At 68.9% G+C, this 18453-nt stretch carries 10 protein-coding genes and 3 pseudogenes; 5 read left to right on the plus strand and 8 right to left on the minus strand.

Annotated features, from left to right (window positions below):
• Positions 1-68: 68 nt before the first annotated feature.
• Positions 69-1324, minus strand: a pseudogene (locus tag BMG07_RS04420) (ABC transporter substrate-binding protein).
• Between the two features lie 107 nt (positions 1325-1431).
• Positions 1432-1671: a F0F1 ATP synthase subunit C gene (gene atpE, locus BMG07_RS04425; protein WP_012745530.1), complete on the minus strand. Its 240-nt coding sequence runs from the start codon at positions 1669-1671 to the stop codon at positions 1432-1434.
• 171 nt (positions 1672-1842) lie between these two features.
• On the opposite strand from atpE, the gene BMG07_RS04430 reads away from it, so the two are divergent.
• From BMG07_RS04430 to BMG07_RS04440, 3 genes are all read left to right on the plus strand, one after another.
• Positions 1843-2688: a 7TM-DISM domain-containing protein gene (locus BMG07_RS04430; protein ID WP_198083534.1), complete on the plus strand. Its 846-nt coding sequence runs from the start codon at positions 1843-1845 to the stop codon at positions 2686-2688.
• Positions 2689-2753: 65 nt separating this feature from the next.
• Positions 2754-3863: a sensor histidine kinase KdpD gene (locus BMG07_RS04435; RefSeq protein ID WP_198083535.1), complete on the plus strand. Its 1110-nt coding sequence runs from the start codon at positions 2754-2756 to the stop codon at positions 3861-3863.
• Entirely contained in the window at positions 3860-4576 is a 717-nt protein-coding gene (locus BMG07_RS04440) for a response regulator transcription factor (RefSeq protein WP_198083536.1), read from the plus strand. Before BMG07_RS04435 ends, BMG07_RS04440 begins: the two co-directional genes overlap by 4 nt.
• Positions 4577-4654: 78 nt before the next feature.
• Here BMG07_RS04440 and BMG07_RS04445 read toward each other — a convergent pair whose 3' ends face one another.
• The 6 genes and pseudogenes from BMG07_RS04445 to BMG07_RS04470 form a co-directional block, all read right to left on the minus strand.
• Positions 4655-9367 (minus strand): Ig-like domain-containing protein, encoded by a 4713-nt coding sequence (locus BMG07_RS04445; protein WP_198083537.1) that lies wholly within the window; start codon positions 9365-9367, stop codon positions 4655-4657.
• Positions 9368-9508: 141 nt separating this feature from the next.
• A pseudogene (locus BMG07_RS04450) lies at positions 9509-10368 on the minus strand (class I fructose-bisphosphate aldolase).
• 42 nt (positions 10369-10410) lie between these two features.
• Positions 10411-11391: an aldo/keto reductase gene (locus BMG07_RS04455; RefSeq protein ID WP_198083575.1), complete on the minus strand. Its 981-nt coding sequence runs from the start codon at positions 11389-11391 to the stop codon at positions 10411-10413.
• Positions 11392-11414: 23 nt separating this feature from the next.
• Positions 11415-12443 (minus strand): ABC transporter permease, encoded by a 1029-nt coding sequence (locus BMG07_RS04460; protein WP_198083538.1) that lies wholly within the window; start codon positions 12441-12443, stop codon positions 11415-11417.
• A complete protein-coding gene (locus BMG07_RS04465; RefSeq protein ID WP_198083576.1) occupies positions 12440-13954 on the minus strand; it encodes a sugar ABC transporter ATP-binding protein in 1515 nt (504 codons plus the stop codon). The genes BMG07_RS04460 and BMG07_RS04465 overlap by 4 nt, the downstream gene beginning before the upstream one ends.
• 14 nt (positions 13955-13968) lie before the next feature.
• The gene (locus BMG07_RS04470) at positions 13969-15015 is read right to left on the minus strand and encodes a substrate-binding domain-containing protein (protein ID WP_198083539.1); all 1047 of its coding nucleotides are present in this window, start codon (positions 15013-15015) and stop codon (positions 13969-13971) included.
• A gap of 181 nt (positions 15016-15196) precedes the next feature.
• Here BMG07_RS04470 and BMG07_RS04475 point away from each other — a divergent pair.
• Together BMG07_RS04475 and BMG07_RS04480 are read left to right on the plus strand one after the other, a co-directional pair.
• Positions 15197-16683, plus strand: a pseudogene (locus BMG07_RS04475) (FGGY family carbohydrate kinase).
• Positions 16680-18449: a glycerol-3-phosphate dehydrogenase/oxidase gene (locus tag BMG07_RS04480; RefSeq protein ID WP_198083540.1), complete on the plus strand. Its 1770-nt coding sequence runs from the start codon at positions 16680-16682 to the stop codon at positions 18447-18449. The pseudogene BMG07_RS04475 and the gene BMG07_RS04480 overlap by 4 nt, the downstream one beginning before the upstream one ends.
• Positions 18450-18453: the final 4 nt, after the last annotated feature.

Below are 18453 nucleotides of genomic sequence, written 5' to 3' on the forward strand. Positions count from 1 at the left end.
CCTCAGGTGTTGCCCCCGGTAGGGGGAAGGAGAAGCGGACACGAAGTGCCGCGAAGCCTGGGGGCGAGCTACTTGAGTTGGCACTTGTCGGCGTAGGAGTCGCCGTAGTTCGTCAGCACCGTGTTGATCAGCTTGTTCGTGACCTTGCCCTGCGCGTCCTTGCCGATCACGCGCAGGTAGAAGTTCTCGATGGGGTAGTGGTTGTTCGCGTACTTGAAGTTGCCGCGCGTCGATGCGTAGTTGGCCTTCTTCAGCGCGGCCACCACGGCTTCGCGGTTCTGCGCGTTGCCGCCGGCCTGCTTCACGGCCGCGTCCATCGCCAGGATCGCGTCGTAGGCCTGCGCGGCGTACACCGACGGGTAGCGGCCGTTGTATTCCTTGCGGAACGCGGCCACGAACTGCTTGTTGGCCGCGTTGTCCAGGTCGTGCGCCCAGTGCGAGGTGTTGAACAGGCCGAGCATGGGCTCGCCCACGGCGCCGATCACGTCCTCGTCGGCCGAGAAGCCGCTCGTGACCAGCGTGATGTCCTTCGACAGGCCCGCGCCCACGAACTGCTTGATGAAGTTGATGCCCATCGCGCCGGGCAGGAAGAAGTAGATCGAGTCGGGCTTGGCCGCGCGCAGTTGCGCGAGCTCGGCGGCGTAGTCGATCTGGCCGAGCTTGGTGTACAGCTCGTCGGCCACCTGGCCCTTGAACTGGCGCTTGAAGCCGCCCAGCGCGTCCTTGCCGGCGGGGTAGTTGGGGGCGATCAGCACGATCTTCTTGAACGCGCGGTCTTGCGCGAACTTGCCGGCGGCCTCGTGGAACTGGTCGTTCTGGTAGCGGTGCCGAAGAAGTAGGCATTGCACTGCGCGCCCGCGAACTGGCTGGGGCCCGCGTTGGCCGACAGGTACGGTACCTTGGCGTTGAACAGCGTCGGGCCCACGGCCAGCGCCACGTTGGAGCCGATGGGGCCGCTGAAGATGTCGATCTTGTCGCGCTGGATCATGCGGTCGACCAGCTGCTTGGCCTGGTCGGGGCTGCCGGCCATGTCGGCCTGCACGAACTCCACGTCTTGCCCGCCGAGCTTGCCATTGAGCTGCTTGATGCCGAGCGCGAAGCCGTCGCGCGCCTCGGCGCCCAGCGCCGCGAATGGCCCCGAGATGTCAAGGGCCAGGCCCACCTTCACGGGCGCGGCCATGGCCGACGCCGCGGAACCAAGGGCTGCGCCGCACAGCAGCAGCGACAGCAGGGTGCGCGGCAGCGCGGGCGACTTCGGGGACGACAGATGGCTCATGGGTTCTCCGGCAAGGAAGGAAGAAACGACGCACCGGCACCGCGTCATGCGGCACCGGCGACATCGAACCGTTGATAGCTAAATACTTTAACCATAAACAATTCGGTGTCAACGGTGCTAGCACGAATGGTGCCAGTGCGCCGTGTCAGTTCCGTTCAGCCGAAGGGGTTGGCGGTGGCAAACCACAGGCCGATGCCGGTGGCGATGATGAAGGCGCCGTCGGTCACGCCCGCCACCAGGAAGAACTTGGTCTGCAGCGTGTCGACCAGTTCGGGCTGGCGCGCCGTGCTCTCCAGAAACTTCTGGCCGACCAGCCCGATGCCCAGGCACGAGCCGAGGGCGGCGACGCCGATCAGCAGGGCGACTGCGAGGGGAAGGATGTTGAAGCCGGTCATGGTGTTTTCTCCTGGTGGTTGATGAATCGATGGAGGTACTTTCCCAAAACCGGTGCGCGCGGTCCATGACCTGGGAGGTCATGGGCCCGGTGTGAGAATCGCGGGCTTGTCGTTCACGCCGGAGACCGCGCCATTCCATCGATCGATTCCGCTCGCCTCGCACGCTGGCTGATGTTGCTGCTCTGCTTCTGGGCCTTGCCTTCGGTTGCCGTGCATGCCGCGAGCGTGGACGGCGACGACGGCATCGCGCGGCCGTTCAGCCTCGCGCCCGCGCTCGAGGTGCTGCGCGGCCCGGGCGGCACGCTGCGCGCGGAAGACGTGCTCTCGGGCCGCCGCGATGCCGACTTCGTGCGCGCCGACACGGCCGCCGGTGCGCTGAAGTGCGCGCAGGGCTCGGCGTGCTGGGTGCGCTTCTCGCTGGCCCGCGACGCCCAGGCGAGCGACGACTGGCTGCTGCGCGTGCGCGCGGTGCGGCCGGGCTCCGTGGTGCTGTACGAGCCGAAGGAAGCCGGCGCTTACGAACAAAGCCTCACCGGCCGCCAGTTCCCGCTGAACTGGCGCTTCGCGACCACCGAGCTGTTCTTTCCGGTGCAGCTGCACGCATCGCCGGCCACCTACTACCTGCGGCTGGACGACACGCCCAGTGCCGACGGTTTCTCGCTGCTCCAGCCCAACGGCTTCGAGCGCCAGCAGCGTCAGTTCGGCACCTACCTGAACATCAGCATGGGCGTGGCCTTCGCGCTGCTGATGGTCAACCTGGTGTTCTGGCGCTGGCTGCGCGACACGCTGTTCCTGCACTTCGCGTTCGTCATGTGCGCGGCCGTGCTGCTGCACGCATGGCAGACGATTCCCGCGACCTGGGAGCCGCAGCGCCTGGGCGACCTGGCACTGCGCGGCGCGCTGCAGGCGCTGATGCAGGCGGCCATCGTGCTGTTCGTCGCGCGGCTGTTCGAGCTGAAGCGGCACCTGCCGGGCGCTGGCGCACCGCGCAGGTCTTTGCCGCGCTCAACCTGCTGATCGGCGCGGCTGCCGGCGCTGGCTACCACGAAGCGCTCGAGCCCTGGGTCGCGACGATCGATCTCGTGGGCCTGGGCGGCTCGGTGCTGGTGGCCGGCTGGCTGCTGTTCGTGCAGCGGCAATGGCAGTTCGCGTGGCCGGCGGTGCTGACGCTGTTTCTCGCGTTCTCGAGCGGCCTCGGCCGGCTGCAGTGGCTGGGGTGGACCGAGGTCGGCCCCGACGAAGGGCTGGGCGTGACCTGGGCCGCCGTGCGGCTGGCCTACATGCTGCTGCTGGCCATCGTGGTGGCCGACCGCACGCGCCAGGCCGAACTGCAGCTGCGCGCCACGCGCACCCGCGCGCTCGACGATGCACTGCGCGCCGAACGCCAGCTGGAAGACAAAGTGCGCGAGCGCACGCGCGAGCTGGGCCACAGCAACGCGCAGCTCGCGGCCGAGATCGAAGGCCGCCGCCTCGCCGAGGCCAGCCTGCAGCGCGCGCTGGCGTCGGAGCGCGAGGCCATGCAGCAGCAGCGCCAGTTCGTGTCGCTGGTGTCGCACGAATTCCGCACGCCGCTGGCGGTGATCGACGCCACCGCGCAGTCGATCGCACTGCCGGGCGTGGAGATCCAGCCGCGCCTGGCCAAGATACGGCGCGCGGTGCAGCGGCTCACGCTGCTGGTGGTCAACTGCCTGGCCGACGACCGCTTCCACGCCGAGGGCGCGTCGCTGAAGGTGGCGCGCGTCGACCTGCGCGCGCTGGTCGAGCGGCTCGTGCTGGCCTTCGGGCCGACCGACCGCGCGCGCATCCATTTCTCGCTGCCCGCATGCGAGACCTGGACCGACGGCGACGCCGCGCTGCTGGAGATCGCGCTGCACAACCTTGTGCAAAATGCCGTGCACTATTCGCCCGCCGAGTGCGACGTGCGCGTGAGCCTCGCGCTGGCCGACGGCGGCATGGCCCGCGTGGACGTCGAGGACTTCGGCGACGGCATTCCCCCCGACGAGCAAGCCAGGATTTTCGAGAGATTTTTTCGTGGAACCAGTTCGAGAAAAGCGAGCGGCACCGGCCTGGGGCTGTTCCTGTGCAGCGAGATCGCGCGCGCCCACGGCGGCCGCGCCGTGCTGTTGCGCTCGGGGCCGCAAGGCAGCGTCTTTCGCGTCGAGGTGCCCATGAGCGGCGCGCGCACCGCATGAAGTCGCTGCGCGTCTACCTCGTCGAGGACGACGAAGACCTGCGCGAAGAGATGGTGCTGCTGCTCAGCCGCGCCGGCCTCGAAGTGCAGGGCGTGCCCGACGCGCCCGCCTTCTACAAGGCCCACGCGCTCGCGCCCTGCGAGGTGGCGGTGCTCGACATTGCGCTGAACGGCGAGGACGGCTTGTCGATCGCGTCGAACCTGCGCGCCACCGGGCCGATCGGCATCGTGATGGCGTCCGCGCGCGGCGCGGTGCACGACCGGGTCGAGGCGCTGCAGGAGGGGGCCGACGCCTACATGGTCAAGCCCATCCACATCGACGAACTGATTGCCACCGTTCGCACGCTGGGACGCCGGGTGCGCGCGATGATGCCGAAGGCCGCCGTGGCGCCGCTCGTGCCCGCGCCGCCGGCATCGTCGCCGTCGTCCCCGCGCTGGCGACTGGCCGAGGGCGACTGGGTGCTGTGCGACCCGGCCGGCCGCACGCTGAAGCTCACGACCACCGAGCGCGCCTTCCTCGCCTGCCTGCTGCGCGAGGACGGCAAGGTCGTGAGCCGCGAGGCGCTGTTCATCGGCATGGCCGTTGCCCCGCACGACAACGATCCGAAGCGCCTGGACGTCATCGTCAGCCGGCTGCGCCGCAAGGCCATGCAGGCCGGCCTGCGCCTGCCGCTGCATGCGGTGCGCGGCGCGGGCTTCCAGTTCGTTCGCTGATGCACGCCTGAAAAGCAAGGCCGCCGCACCGGAGAGCCCGGTGCGGCGGCCTTTTCTTTTCTCAGCGGCCGAACGCCGTTACGGCATCTGCGTCCAGTTCTGGTTGTTCCCTCCGTTGCAGGTCCAGGTGATCAGCGCCGTGTCCTGCGCCGTCGCGCTGTTCGGAATGTCCAGGCACGAGCCCGAGGCGCGGTTGCGCAGCGTCGAGCCGATCACGCTCCACTGCGTCGTGTTGCCGGCCGAGCAGGCCAGTTGCACCACGGGCGCGTTGGTCGTGGCCGTGCCGCTCTGCGCCAGGCACAGGCCGCTGTGCTCGGCCACGAACTGCACGTAGCCGCCCGTGATGCTGGTGACAGTGAACTTCTCGTTGCCGGCGTTGCCGCACGGCCATTGCACCGCGGTCGTGCCGCTGGTGTTCAGCGCGCCCTTGATGTTCACGCACATCGTCGGGTTCAGGTCGGAGCGCAGCCGCGTGACGACGGCCGGGGCCGTGTCCAGCGAGCGCACGTACTCGCGCAGCGCCACCACGTCCGTCGGCGGCAGGCTCGACGCATTGCCGTGCCCGCTGTTCAGCACGTCCTGCAGCGTGGCGGCCTGGCCGTTGTGGAAGAACGCGGTGGTGTTCCACGTGCCCGACAAGGTCGGCGTGTCGAAGCCCACGCCCGCCAGCGGCTGGTTGCTGCCCTTGCCCGACGAGGCCTGGATGGTGCCCACGTCGTGCCGCAGTCCGTCGCGGAAGGTGCCGCCGGTGTGGCAGGTCGCGCACTGGGCCGTGGTGTTGAACAGGGTCTGTCCGCGCACCGCATCCGCGCTCAGGCTGCCGTCGGCGTTGCGCGCCGGGCTGCGCATGAACTTGCTCAGCGAGTTCAGGTAGGCCGCCATGTCGTCCAGCTGCGCGTTCTTGCCGGCCTTGGGCGCGCCCAGCGGGTCGGACGTGGCCGCGAAGTCGGCGTTGCTCAGGAAGCCGGTGCCGCCGAACTCGTTGCGGATGTCGTTCTCGAAGTCCTGCACCTCGTCGAAGTTGGCCGTCCAGTGCAGCTTGCCGTGGCCCGTGCCGCGCCGCCCCTGCAGGCTGATGGTGCGGCGCAGACCCTCGCCGCGCTGGGTGAAGTCCCACACCATGCCGTCGTCGCCGCCGTCGGCGTGGCAGCTCGCGCATGACAGGTAGTTGTCCTTGCTCATGCGGCGGTCCGACGCGTTGTAGAACACCTGCTTGCCGCGCAGCGCCGCGGCCGCCATCGGCTCCACCGCCACCGTCTGCACGTTCTGCAGGAAGGTCGGGGCGTTGGTCTCCGAGCTCAGCACCGAGGCCACGTCGTGCACCGACACCGAGCGCGCCAGGAAGTTGTTGACGAACAGCCGCTTGCGCGCCGCGTCCAGGTACAGGCCGTGCGGCGCGCTGCTGGCGTTGATCTCGCCGCGCGTCGACCGGCTGTAGGTGTCGACGATCGCCACGCGGTTGCCCTCCATCTGCGCCACGAAGATGTAGTCGCCGGCCGGCGAGAACAGCGCGGCGCGCGCCGGGGCCCGGTCGTCGAAGTCGATCTGCTCGTCGAACTTCTCCGCCGCCGCCTGCAGGTCGACCTGCGACAGGATGGAGCGCACCGTCTGGTCGTGCACGAGGTTCGTGTTGTCGCGGAATTTGCCGCGCACGATGTTGTCCTTCTTCGAGGGCAGCACGGCGCGCGTGCCGTCGGGCGAGATCACCACCTGCGCCGTGTAGTTGGCCACGCCGCGCGCGCGGCTCTCGGTGTCGACGGTGGTGGTGTCCACCGGCAGCGCGATGGTGCCCATGGCGCTCATGCTCTGCAGGTTGACCTTGTGCAGTTGGCCGCCGGTCATCTTCGACTTGAAGCGCGTGACATACGCCACCTGCGAGTCGGCCGCCACGGCAATGCCGCGCACGTCGCCTTGCAGCGCCACCGCGCCGGTGGTGTTGCCGTTGGCCGGATCGAAGCTCATCAGCACCGACCTGCTTTCCAGCGTGAGCAGGCCCCGGCCGCCGTCGGGCGTGAAGACCACGCCGTAGGGGCCGCTGCCGTAGGCCAGCGCCACGGTGGCGGAGACGGTGCCGTCGGCGGGGTTGAGCGCCACCAGCTTGTCCTCGCCCTGCACCGGCACCCAGATGCGCCCGTCGGGGCCCACCGCCAGCGTCTTGGGCTCGTCGCCCACGCGCGTCTCCCAGCGCTTGACCAGGGTCTGCGCGTCGATGGCGGCCACCGTGCCGCTGTCGGGGTTGACCGAGTACACCGAGTTGGCGTCGCCCGCGATGTTGGTGGTGTGCGTCGGAGCCCGCGCGGTGACCGGTGCGATCACCGTGAGGTTGTAGGTGTAGTAGGTCTCGCGGCCCTGCGCGTCGCGCACCGTCAGCGTCACCGTGTAGTGGCCGGGCGTCGAGTAGGTGTAGGTGTAGTTCGGCTGGTTCGAGTAGGCCGTCTGCGTGCCGTTGCCGAAGTTCCAGCGGTACTGCGCGCCGCTGGCGCCCAGCGTGGCCGGGTTGAACACCAGCTGGCCGTTGACCAGCTTGGGCCCGCCGCCGATGCCGGGGTCGCCGATGATGGCCTGGCTGCGCAGCGTGGCCACGTCGGTGTCGCTGAGCACGCGGCCGTACACGCGCACCTCCGCCAGCGTGCCCTTGAAGAGCGCGGCGTTGCCCTGGATCTGCCCCAGCAGCTGGAACTTGTTGGCCAGGCCCTTGGTGCCCGTGAGCCCGGCGGAGGTGGTCTTCACGCCGTCGACGTACACCGCCTGCGCGCCCGAGGCCGCGTCGCGCGTCATCACCACGTGGTGCCAGTTGCCGTCGTTCACCACCGCCGAAGAAGTGGTGCCCGCGTCGTTGCCGACCGACAGCTTGATGCGCCCGCCGTTGTCGAGCCAGCCCCAGAACACGTCGTCCGCGCCGCCCGACTGGTCGCGCCCGAAGATGCCGGGCGCGGTCCACGAGTTGGCGCCGCCGGCCTGCGTGGTCTTCATGTAGAAGCTCAGCGACGCGCTGCCGCCGAGCACGGTGGCCACGGTGTCGTTCTTCAGCGGCACGCCGGCCGTGCGGTTCGCGAAGTTCAGGCCGATGCTCTCGAACGTGTCGCCGGTGGCGGGCGTGCCGTTGTTGGCGCCGATCTGGTCCGACAGGCTGCCCGCCAGCGTCCAGTAGTGCATGAGGCTGATGTCGGTCGCGTTGCCGGTGTGGAACACCGACTTGTAGTCGGCCGCGATGGCGTTGCCCGCATAGTCCTTCACGCCGTTGGCGGGCAGGAACACCTCATAGCTGGTGCCCGGTTGCAGCGGCTGGTCGGGCGAGAAGTTGATGATGCCCAGCTGCACGCTGTAGATGCCCGCCAGCGTGTTGCCGCCCACCGGCCGCACGATGAAGGTGTTGGAATTGACGCTCTCGGGCCGGATGTTGTCGGTCATGCCCAGGCCGATGCGCGAGGTCAGCGCCTGCTGCTTCGCGCCGCTGGCGGGCGAGACCTGCTTGACCTCGGGCTTGGTGGTGTCGGGGTCGACCTGGTGCACCACGAAGCCGCTGCCCGAGCCGTGGTCGTTGCCCACGAAGACCAGGTTGCCGAACATCGCGACCTGGCCGTTGTCCGAATGCGAGAAGTTCGGATCGTCCTCGCGCAGGATGCTGCCGCGGCCCACCTCCACGTGGTTCAGCGGGTTGCTCACGTCGACCTTGTGGATGCGGGTCTGCGCGCCTTGAATGACGTAGTTGTCCTGCGTGGCGCAGTACAGCTGCTCGTCGATGACCAGCCGGTTGTCCTCGGCCACGAAGCGCGAGCGGTCGCTCAGGTCGTAGCTGTACATCTTGGCGCCGCTGTTGCGCGCCGAGGCATGCAGGTTCTTGCCGTCGAAGCAGGTCGCGTAATAGAACGGCGTGGTGCCGACGATGGAGTCGAGCACCTTGGGGTTGAGCGGGTCGGAAATGTCCAGGCTCGCGAAGCCGCCGTTGCTTTCCATCGCGGTCAGCACCATGTGGTTGCCCATGGTGAAGATCGGGCCGATGCGAAAGCCGCCGAGCTCGCCCGTGGGCACCGGGTTGGGCTTGCCCGCGCCGCGGTTCGCGACCACGGCGTTGGCCGGGTCGCGCGCGTCGACGATGAAGATGCCCCGGCCCGCCGACGCCACGTACACGTAGGGCGCCTGCCACCAGAGCTGCCACGCCACGTTCTCGTAGTCGCCGCCGTTGACGCCGGGCAGCGCCAACTTCTTGACCTGCTTGATGTCGTTGACGTCGGTGAAGTCCCAGAACTCGATGCCGTTGATGCTGGGCAGCACCACGTAGGTCTTGCCGCCGATCGTGCTGGTGCCGAAGGAGTGCGTCTCGCGGAACTCCTTGGTGCGCGCCTCGGGCTCGTAGATCTTCTTCACGAGCTGGATCTGGCGCGGGTTCGACACGTCGTACAGCAGGAAGCCGCCCGGGCCCAGGCCGCTGTCCGGCGCGAAGGAGGTCAGGAAGTAGCCGTTGACCATGATGCCGGCGTTCATGCCGTAGTCCTTGCGGCCCGGGTAGGTGGCGGGCACCTCGCGCGACTCGTAGGCGCTGCTGTGCGCCGGGTCGAGCGGGTGCGCGGGGCTGGTGATCATCGACACCGGCTTGAACAGCTCGGCCGATGTGTAGGTGAGGTTGCCCAGGCCCGGTCCCTGCAGCGGGAGCGGGTCGGCCACGGCCGCGGAAACCGCCGACGCCATGTTGTTCAGGGTCGTCATCGGACTGACCCCGGTGAGTGCCGCGTGCGTCATCAGCGTGACGAATGGCAGCAGGAACGCCATCAAGTAATACCGGATTCTCATCGTCGCCTCCAGGTTGTTGTGTCGGTCACTTGCAAAAGCACGCGCGCAGGGCGCACCCCGGCCGGCGACTCGCGCCGCCGGCCGTACAGCCTCTCCCTCCTCGTTTTTCTAGGCGGCGCGAGCGCGCCGCTTCGGTTCAGCTCAATGCCTGTTCGTCGCGCCGCCCGATTCGTAGATGTCCCACGCCTCCTTGGCGCTGGCGCCGCGGTGGATCATGGCCATCAGCGCGTCCACCACCGCCGACGGGTTGGCGTGCTGGTACACGTTGCGCCCGTACACCATGCCGACCGCGCCCTGGTCCATCAGCACGCGCGAGCGCGCGAACACCTGCCGCAGGTCTTCGCGCCCGCCGCCGCGCACGAGCACGGGGCAGCGCGCGGCCTGCACCACGCGGTGGAAGTCGGCGGGGTCGCTGGTGGGGTCGGCCTTGACGATGTCGGCGCCCATCTCGCGCGCCAGGCGCACGAGCGTGACGATCTTCTCGGCGTCGCCGTCGACCATGTAGCCACCTTGCTCGCTGTGCGGGCGCATCACCAGCGGCTCGATCATCAGCGGCATGCCGTAGCGGTCGCAGTCGGCGCGCACGCGCGCGATGTTCTGCACGCACTGGCGGAACAGGTCGGGCTCGTTCGGCAGCATGAACAGGTTGACCACCACGCACGCCGCGTCGCGCTGCACGGCGGGCAGCACCGGGTCGTGCTCGTTCTGCAGCACGGCCCACATCACGCGGTGCGCGGTGGCGTTGTAGGGGTTGCCCATGTCGATGCGCTGCACCAGCGCGGGCTTGTCGCGGCCCGGGCGGTCCTGCAGCAGGTCGGCCTGGCCGTAGTTCAGCTGGATGGCGTCGGGGCCGGCCGCCACGAGGCGGTCGATCACCTGGGGCATGTCTTCCAGCCCGCTGAGGAACGAGGCTCGTTGCACACGCCGTGGTCGAGCGCGATGTCCAGGCAGCGCCCGTTGTTCAGCAGCCGGTTCAGGCGTGCGGTCTTGTCCTTCGACATACGAAAGAAATCCTTGTGTGTGTGTTGAGAGTGAAGGGGGGGTCAGGCCAGCGCGTGCAGGTGCCTGCCCGCGGCGGCGTCGATGCGTTGCAGCGCGTCGTCACGCAGCTGCACCGAGCCGGCAGCCGCGTTCTCCACGGCCTGTTTGCTCACGCGCGCGCCGCACAGTGCCACCGACACGCTGCCGCGCGCCAGCGTCCACGCGATCATCAGTTGGCCGAAGGAGCATTCCAGGTGCTGGCGCAGCGGCTCCAGTTCGTCGAAGAAGGCCTTGAGCTTGGCGCGGTTGTCGGCGCTGAAGCGCGGGTTGCTCGCGCGCTGGTCGTCGCCGGTGAACTGGCGCGCGGGGTCGATCGGGCCAGCCAGCAGGCCGAGCGCGAGCGACGAATAGCCCAGCACCGCCACGTTGTGCTCGGTGCACAGCGGCACCAGCGTCTGCTCGATCTCGCGGTCGATCAGGCTGTAGCGCTCCTGCGCCGCATCGACCGGGCCGTAGCGCAGGTATTCGGCGAGCGTTTCGGGGCTCACGTTGCTCACGCCGATGGCGCGGATCTTTCCCTGCTTCTTGAGCTCGAGCAGCGTGCCCATCGTCTCTTCGACCGGGGTGGTGCTGTCCTGCCAGTGCGTGATGTACAGGTCGATGTAGTCGGTCTGCAGGCGCTTCAGGCTCTCTTCGGCCTCGTGGATGATCGACTCGCGCCCGAGGTAGCGGTACACCGGGTGGCCGTCTTCTTCAAAGAAGTGCGTTCCCTTTTGCGTGTGCCACACCAGGCCGCACTTGGTGGCGATCACGGCCTCGTGGCGGCGGCCTTTCAGCGCGGTGCCGACGATGCTCTCGGAGCGGCCCAGGCCATAGGCCGGCGCGGTGTCGATCAGGGTCACGCCCGCGTCGAGCGAGGCCTGGATGGCCAGCACGGCGGCGGCGTTGTCCCCGCCGCCCCACATCCAGCCGCCCATGGCCCAGGTGCCCAGGCCGATGGCCGAGCATTCGATGCCCGAGGGGCCGAGCGTGGTCTTCTTCATCGATGTCTTGTTGCTGCTGTTGCTCATCGCTTGGTCTTTCGGGTGTTCATGATGTGGTCGATGGTCACGGCCGCGAGCAGGATCAGGCCCTTGATCACGTCCTGCCAGTAGGGCGACACGTCGAGCAGGATCAGCGAGCTGGTCACCACCGACAGCAGCGCCAGGCCGAGCACTGCGCCCAGCACCGTGCCCGAGCCGCCCTTGAGGCTGGCCCCGCCGATCACGGCCGCGGCAATCACGTTGAGCTCCATGCCCATGCCGAAGGTCGGCGTGGCCGCGCCGAAGCGCGCCGTGTAGATCACCCCGGCCAGGCCCGCCGAGGCCGAGCACAGCACCGTGACCCAGAACTTCACGTTGCCCACGCGAATGCCCGAGTACAGCGCGGCTTTCTCGTTGCTGCCCGTGTAGAACACGCGGCGCAGCAGGGTCGAGCGGCGCAGCACGAAGTCGCTCACCACCACGATCGCCAGGAAGATCAGGATGACCGCCGGAACGCCGAACAGCGTGCCCTGGCCGATGAACTTGAACTCCGCCGGCAGCGAGAACAGCGACTGCGGCGTGCCCTGCGTGAGCGCCAGGCACAGGCCGCGCACGATGACCATGAACGCCAGCGAGGCGATGAAGTGGTTCAGCCCGATGCGCGTGACGCAGCCGCCGATCATGGCGCCGATGAGCGCGCTCGCGCCGATGGCCACCAGCCCCGCCGTCCACGGGTCGAACCCCATGAGAAAGAGCTTGCCCGTGACCACCATCGCGAAGCACACGACCGAGCCCACCGACAGGTCGATGCCGCCGACGATCAGCAATATCGTCATGCCCACCACCACGATGCCCTCGATGGAGAACGACAGCAGCATCGCGCGCACGTTGTCCCAGGTCAGGAAGTAGGGCGACGCGAAGCTCATGCCCACGCACAGCACCGCGATGATGAGCAGCAAGCCCATCTCGCGCATGCTGGTGAGTTTGTTGGCGGGCTTGCTGGCGGGGGTCATGGGGCCGCCGTCCTGCTGTCGCGGCGGCAGGCCCGCGTCGAGTTGTGCCGGGTAGTTCATGGGGTCGTTTCCTCTTCGCATAGTCCGGAGGCCAGCCGCAGCAGCGCCTCTTCCGTCATGTCTTCGTCTTGCACTTCGCCGGCCAGCCGGCCGTCGCGGATCACCAGCGCGCGGTCGCACAGCCCGATGATCTCGGGCAGTTCCGAGGAGATCACCACCACGCCCACGCCCTGGCTCGCCAGCTCGCGCAGGATGTGGTGGATCTCCGACTTGGCGCCCACGTCCACGCCGCGCGTGGGCTCGTCCATCAGCAGCACCGACGGGTTGGTGGCCAGCAGCTTGGCGATGGCCACCTTCTGCTGGTTGCCGCCCGACAGGCTGGCCACGTCGATGTCCACGCCGTCGGACTTGAGCTTGAGCTTGGCGCCCAGCTCCACCGCCAGCTTGTGCTCGGCCGCGCGCTGCAGCAGCCCGAAGCGCGAGCTCACGCGCTTGAGCGCCATCGACGCGATGTTCTGCGCAATGGGCAGGTCCAGGTACACGCCCGCCGCCTTGCGGTCTTCGCTGAGGTAGGCAATGCCTTCGCGCAGCGCGTCGCTGTACTTGCGGATGGCGAGCGTCTTGCCGCGCAGGCGCACGCTGCCTTGCCGCGCGGGGCGCAGGCCGCACACGGTTTCGGCGAGCTCGCTGCGGCCGGCGCCCATGAGGCCCGCGATGCCGAGGATCTCGCCGCGCCGCAGCGTGAACGACACGCCGTGCACGCGCTCGCCGTCGGCGAGGTCGCGCACTTCGAGCACGGGCTCGCCGTGCGTTGCATCGTCCTGCTTCGGCGGGTAGTAGTTGCCCAGGTCGCGCCCGACCATGCGGCGCACCAGGCCGTCGGCGTCGAGTTCGGCCAGCGGGCCGCAGTGCACGTTGCGCCCGTCGCGCAGCACCGTCACGCGTGAGCAGTGCGCAAAGATCTCGGCCATGCGGTGGCTGATGTAGATGATGCCGATGCCCTGCGCCTTCAGGTCGTGCAGCACCTTGAAGAGCGCGGCCGATTCGTTGTCGGTGAGCGCGGCGGTGGGCTCGTCGAGGATCAGCACCTTGCAGTCGAGCGTGAGCGCCTTGGCGATCTCGATGAGCTGCTGCGTGGAAATGCTCAGGTCCTTGACCAGCGCGGCGGGGTCGACGTCCTGCCCCAGCCGCTGCAGCACCTGGGCGGCGCGCGCGTTCAGGCTCGCGTAGTTCATCCACGCGTGCTTGCCGGCGTTGATCTCCGGCATGAAGATGTTCTCGGCCACGGTGGCGTCGCCGCACAGGGCGATTTCCTGGTGCACCAGGCCGATGCCCAGGCGCATGGCATGCGCCGGGCCGTCGATGACCACCTTCTGTCCGTCGAGCGAGATCTCACCCTCGTCCGGCTGGTGGATGCCATCGATGATGTTCATCAGCGTGGACTTGCCCGCGCCGTTCTCGCCGCACAGCGCGTGGATCTCGCCGCGCGCCAGCGAGAAGTCCACGCCCGTGAGCGCGCGCGAAGCGCCGAAGCGCTTGCTGATGCCACGCAACTGGAGCAGGGCGCTCATCGCGTCTTGCTCACTCACTCGCCGATTCCCTTGGTGCCACGGCGCGCGAGGTACTTGTCCCAGTAGAAGTCGTCGGCGTTGGCCTTGCTCACCACCGCCAGGCCGTTGTCCAGGAAGGGCACGGCCATCGGGTTGGTGCCGTTGCGCTTGGCGTCGTTCATCGGGTCGATGAGCGTGGGGTTCTTGGCCAGGAACAGCATCATCATGCCCATGTAGCCCTGCATGCCCTGGTTGGGGTTGATGGAGCCGAACACGTCGCCCGACTTGATCATGTCCAGGATCTTGGCGTTCACGTCGCAGCACATCACCTTGATGTTCTTCTTGGTCTCGACCTTGGCCTGCGCCGCGCCGAGCGCCGAGTTGGCCTCGGGCATGAACAGCGCGCCCAGGTTCGGGTTGGCCTGCGCCAGGCTCAGCACCGCCTGGTAGGCCTTGTTCGGGTCCTGGTTGCTGGCGGCGCGGCCGACCAGCTTCATGCCCGGGTGCTTGGCCTTCATGCGGTTCACGAAGGCGGCGATGCGGCGGTCGTGGTTGTCCTGGCCGGGGTTCTCGAGCACGGCGTATTCGCCCTTGCCACCCATCGACGCGGCAATGGCGTCGGCCGCCTGCGTGCCTTCGCGGTCGTTGTCCGACGTGATGAACGAGGTGCGCTTGGAGTTCGGCGAGTCGGCCGCGAAGGTGACGACCGGAATGCCCATGGCCGCCGCGCGATTGATCGGCTCGATGAACGGGTCGGGGTTCATCGGGTGCAGCAGAATGCCCGCGGGCTTGCGCGCCAGCTCCTGTTCGAACGACGCGAGCTGCTTGTTCACGTCGTACTCCGGCGTGCCGGTGTAGCGGGTGCGAACGCCCAGCGTGCGGCCGAGCTGCTTCATCATTTCGTAGACCGGAAACCAGTACTCCACGCCCGACACCATCACGTTCATCACGTAGACGTCGCTGGCGTTGCCGCGCAGGCCGCCGCCCGCCGCCGGGGCGGCTGGCTGCTGTTGCGCGAGTGCGCTCGCGCCCGCCAGGCCGATACCGGCGGCCGCGGCGGACTTCAGGAAATTACGCCTCATTTTTTGTCTCCTCACGTTGAGTGGCACAGCTTGCTGATGCTGCTTTTCAAGGCAGCTCTCTGATCCTCGTTGTCACGACAGTTGTTATGACAGGCTAGAATGTACGCGCTGCCTGTTTGGCGGGATAACTAGGGGAAACGCTACTGGCGACGTGCTTTTATTCCGCCGAAGCTGTTATGACATGAAGCCCAAAATACTGATCGGCATCGACATGGGGTCGAGCAGCCTGAAAGCCCTGGCCCTCGAAGCCGGGAGCGGCCGGCCCGTCGCCCTGTCCCGCATGCCACTGCCGCACGACCGGCTGCCCGCAGGGGGATGCGAGGTGAAGGCGGACGCCATCCGCTGCGCCCTGACCCACGTGCTGCGCGACGTCGCCCACCAACTCGGCGCCCGCGCGGCCGAGGTCCGCGCCATCGGCTGCACGGGCCACGGCGCGGGGCTCTACGCGCTCGACGCACGCCACGAACTCGCGGGCGGCAGGGCCATCGCCTCGACCGACCAGCGGGCCGACGCGCGGGCGCGCTCGCTGTCGCTGGGCCATGGCAGCGCGCTGTTCGCCGACGTCGGCTGCAGGCCGTGGCCCGGGCAGCCCACCGTGATCGCGGCCGAGCTGCTGGGCACCGACGCCGTGCAGCGCGGCGCGGTGCACCGGCTGCTGTTCGCGAAGGACTACCTCGCTTCCTGCTGACCGGCGAGATCGCGACCGACGCGAGCGACGCCAGTACCGCGGGGCTGGTGTCGATTGCCACCGGCACGTGGTCGCAGGCGGCCTTCGACGCATCGGGCATTGCCGACCTCGGGCCGCGCGCCTTCGGGCCGCTGGTGCCCAGCGGCGAGGTGATCGGCAGGCTGCGGCCTTCGGAAGCCGCGCTGTGCGGCCTGCCCGCGGGCATTCCCGTGGCGATGGGTGCCATCGACCTGCTCGCGTCGATGACCGCGATCTGCGCCGAAGGGCGCGGTCGCGCGGTGTCGGTGTTCGGCACGTGGTGCGTCAACGCGGTCATCGGCCCGGTCATCGAGCCCAAGCCCGACGTGGCGGCGGTCGTGAATTTCGGGCGCGCCGACAAGCGGCTCTACATGGAGAACAGCCCCTCGTCGATGGCCAACATCGCATGGCTGGCCGGCGTGCTGGGCCTGCCCGATTCGCGCGCCGTGGTCGACCTGGCGATGTCGGTGCCGCTGGGCGCGGGCGGCCTGCGCTTCCTGCCGTTCGTGAACGGCGGCGGCGGCTTGACGGCGGGCTTCGTCGGCCTCCAGAGCCACCACACGCGCGGCGACATGGCGCGCGCCGTGGTCGACGCGGTGGCCGCATTGCATGCGCGCCACATCGCGCGGCTCGCGGCCTGCGGGCTGCCGGTGTCGGCCGTGACCGTGCTCGGCGGCGGCGCGAGCGACACGCGCCTCGTGCGGCTGCTGGCGGGCTTTCTGGGCCATGCGGTGGAGCGCTGCGCCGACGACGAGACCGGTGCGCGCGGCGCCGCGCTCTACGCCGCCATGTCGCAAGGCATCGACCACGCGCAGCAGGGCAGCGCCTTGCTCGCGCCCTGCGACACGGTCGAACCCGACGGCGCGCAGGCGCGCGCCCATGCCGACTTCAACGCCGGTTTCAACGAACTGATCGACACCATGTCTCCTGTGTTTTCCCACCTGGCCGGGGGCGTGCAATGAGCGCCTGGCAACTGCCTTTCGTGCGCCCGGCTTCGCTGGCCGACCGCCATTTCTCGACGGTGATCGTCGGCGCCGGCATCAACGGCGTGGGCGTGTTCCGCGACCTGAGCCTGCAGCGCGTCGATTGCCTCATCGTCGACAAGGGCGACTTCAGCGCGGGCGCCAGCAGCGCGCCCTCGCGCATGATCCACGGCGGCCTGCGCTACCTGGAGAACGGCAGCTTCTCGCTCGTGGCAGAGGCCACGCGCGAGCGCAACCTGCTGCTGCGCAACGCCCCGCACCTGGTGCAGCCGCTGAAGACGGTGGTGCCGCTGTCGAGCTTCTTCGGCGGGCTGATGAGCAGCGCGCTCAAGTTCTTCGGCCGCACGCCGCCGCAGCGCACGCGCGGGCTGCTGGCCGTGGCCGCGGGCCTGCGCCTGTACGACCTGCTGGGCCGCCGCCAGCGCGTGATGCCCAACCACCGCATCAGCCGCGTGCCGCCGAACGACCGCAGCCTGTTTCGCGCGGCCGTGCGCTGGACCGCGACCTTCTTCGATGCATGGATCAGCCACCCCGAATGGCTCATCCTCGAGCTGATCGGCGACGCCTGCCGCGACCAGCCGCGCTCGGCCGCATCGAACTACTGCCGCGTGATGGGCTGCGCGGGCAACATCCTCACCTTGCGCGACGAGATCACCGGCGCGGTGGTGCGCGTGACGGCCGACACCGTGGTGAACGCGAGCGGCGCGTGGCTGGACCGCAGCACGGCCGTGCTCGGCGGCGCGGGCTCGCGCGTGATGGGCACCAAGGGCTCGCACCTCGTGCTCGACCACCCCGCGCTGCGCGACGCGCTGCAGGGGCGCATGGCGTACTTCGAGGCGGTGGACGGGCGCGTGTGCATCGTCTATCCGTTCCTCGACCGCGTGCTGGTGGGTTCGACCGACATCCCGGTGGAAGACCCCGACCAGATCGCCACAGAGCCGGCCGAGGTCGACTACCTGCTCGACGTGCTGGCCGAGGTGTTCCCGAACCTGTCGTTCGACCGTGGCGACGTGGTCTACACGTATGTCGGCGTGCGGCCGCTCGCGCGCTCCGACGCCGACAAGCCGGGGCAGATCTCACGCGACCACTCGGTGGTGGTCGACTTGCCGAACGCGACGCGCGACATTCCCATCGTCGGGCTCGTCGGCGGCAAGTGGACCACCTTCCGCGCGCTGGCCGAAGAGGCGACGAACGAAGTGCTGCAGCAACTGGGCCGCCCGCGCACCGCATCGACCGAGCTGATTCCGATCGGCGGCGGCGCGGAGTTGCCGGCCGATGCGCCGGCAACCGAACGCTTCATCGACCGCATGGTGGCGTCGTCCGGCGTGGGCCGCGCGCGTGCGCAGGCGCTGCTGCGCCGCTACGGCTCGAAGGCCTTGCCGCTCGTGCAGCGGCTCGGCGCCTCGGGGGACGTGCCGCTGCAGCACGCGCCCGACTATTCCGTGGCCGAAATTTCCTATCTCTGCCTCGAAACCGGCGTGGTGCATCTCGACGACCTCGTGATCCGCCGCACGCTGCTCGCGATTCGCGGCCTCGTCACCGATGCCGCGCTCGCCGAAATGGCGGGCATTGCCGCCGAGGCGCTGGGCTGGGACGCGGCGCACGAGCGCGGGGAGCTGCAGGCTTGCGCGACCGCGCTTCGGGAACGCCACGGCGTGGCCCTTTCACCGGCGATGGCGGCGCAAGAAGCGCCCATGCCTTTCGATGCATCATTGACGACCAGCTCGGCCATCGGCCAGTCTTAACGTG

Source organism: Variovorax sp. E3, assembly GCF_016082275.1.
Lineage (GTDB): Bacteria > Pseudomonadota > Gammaproteobacteria > Burkholderiales > Burkholderiaceae_C > Variovorax.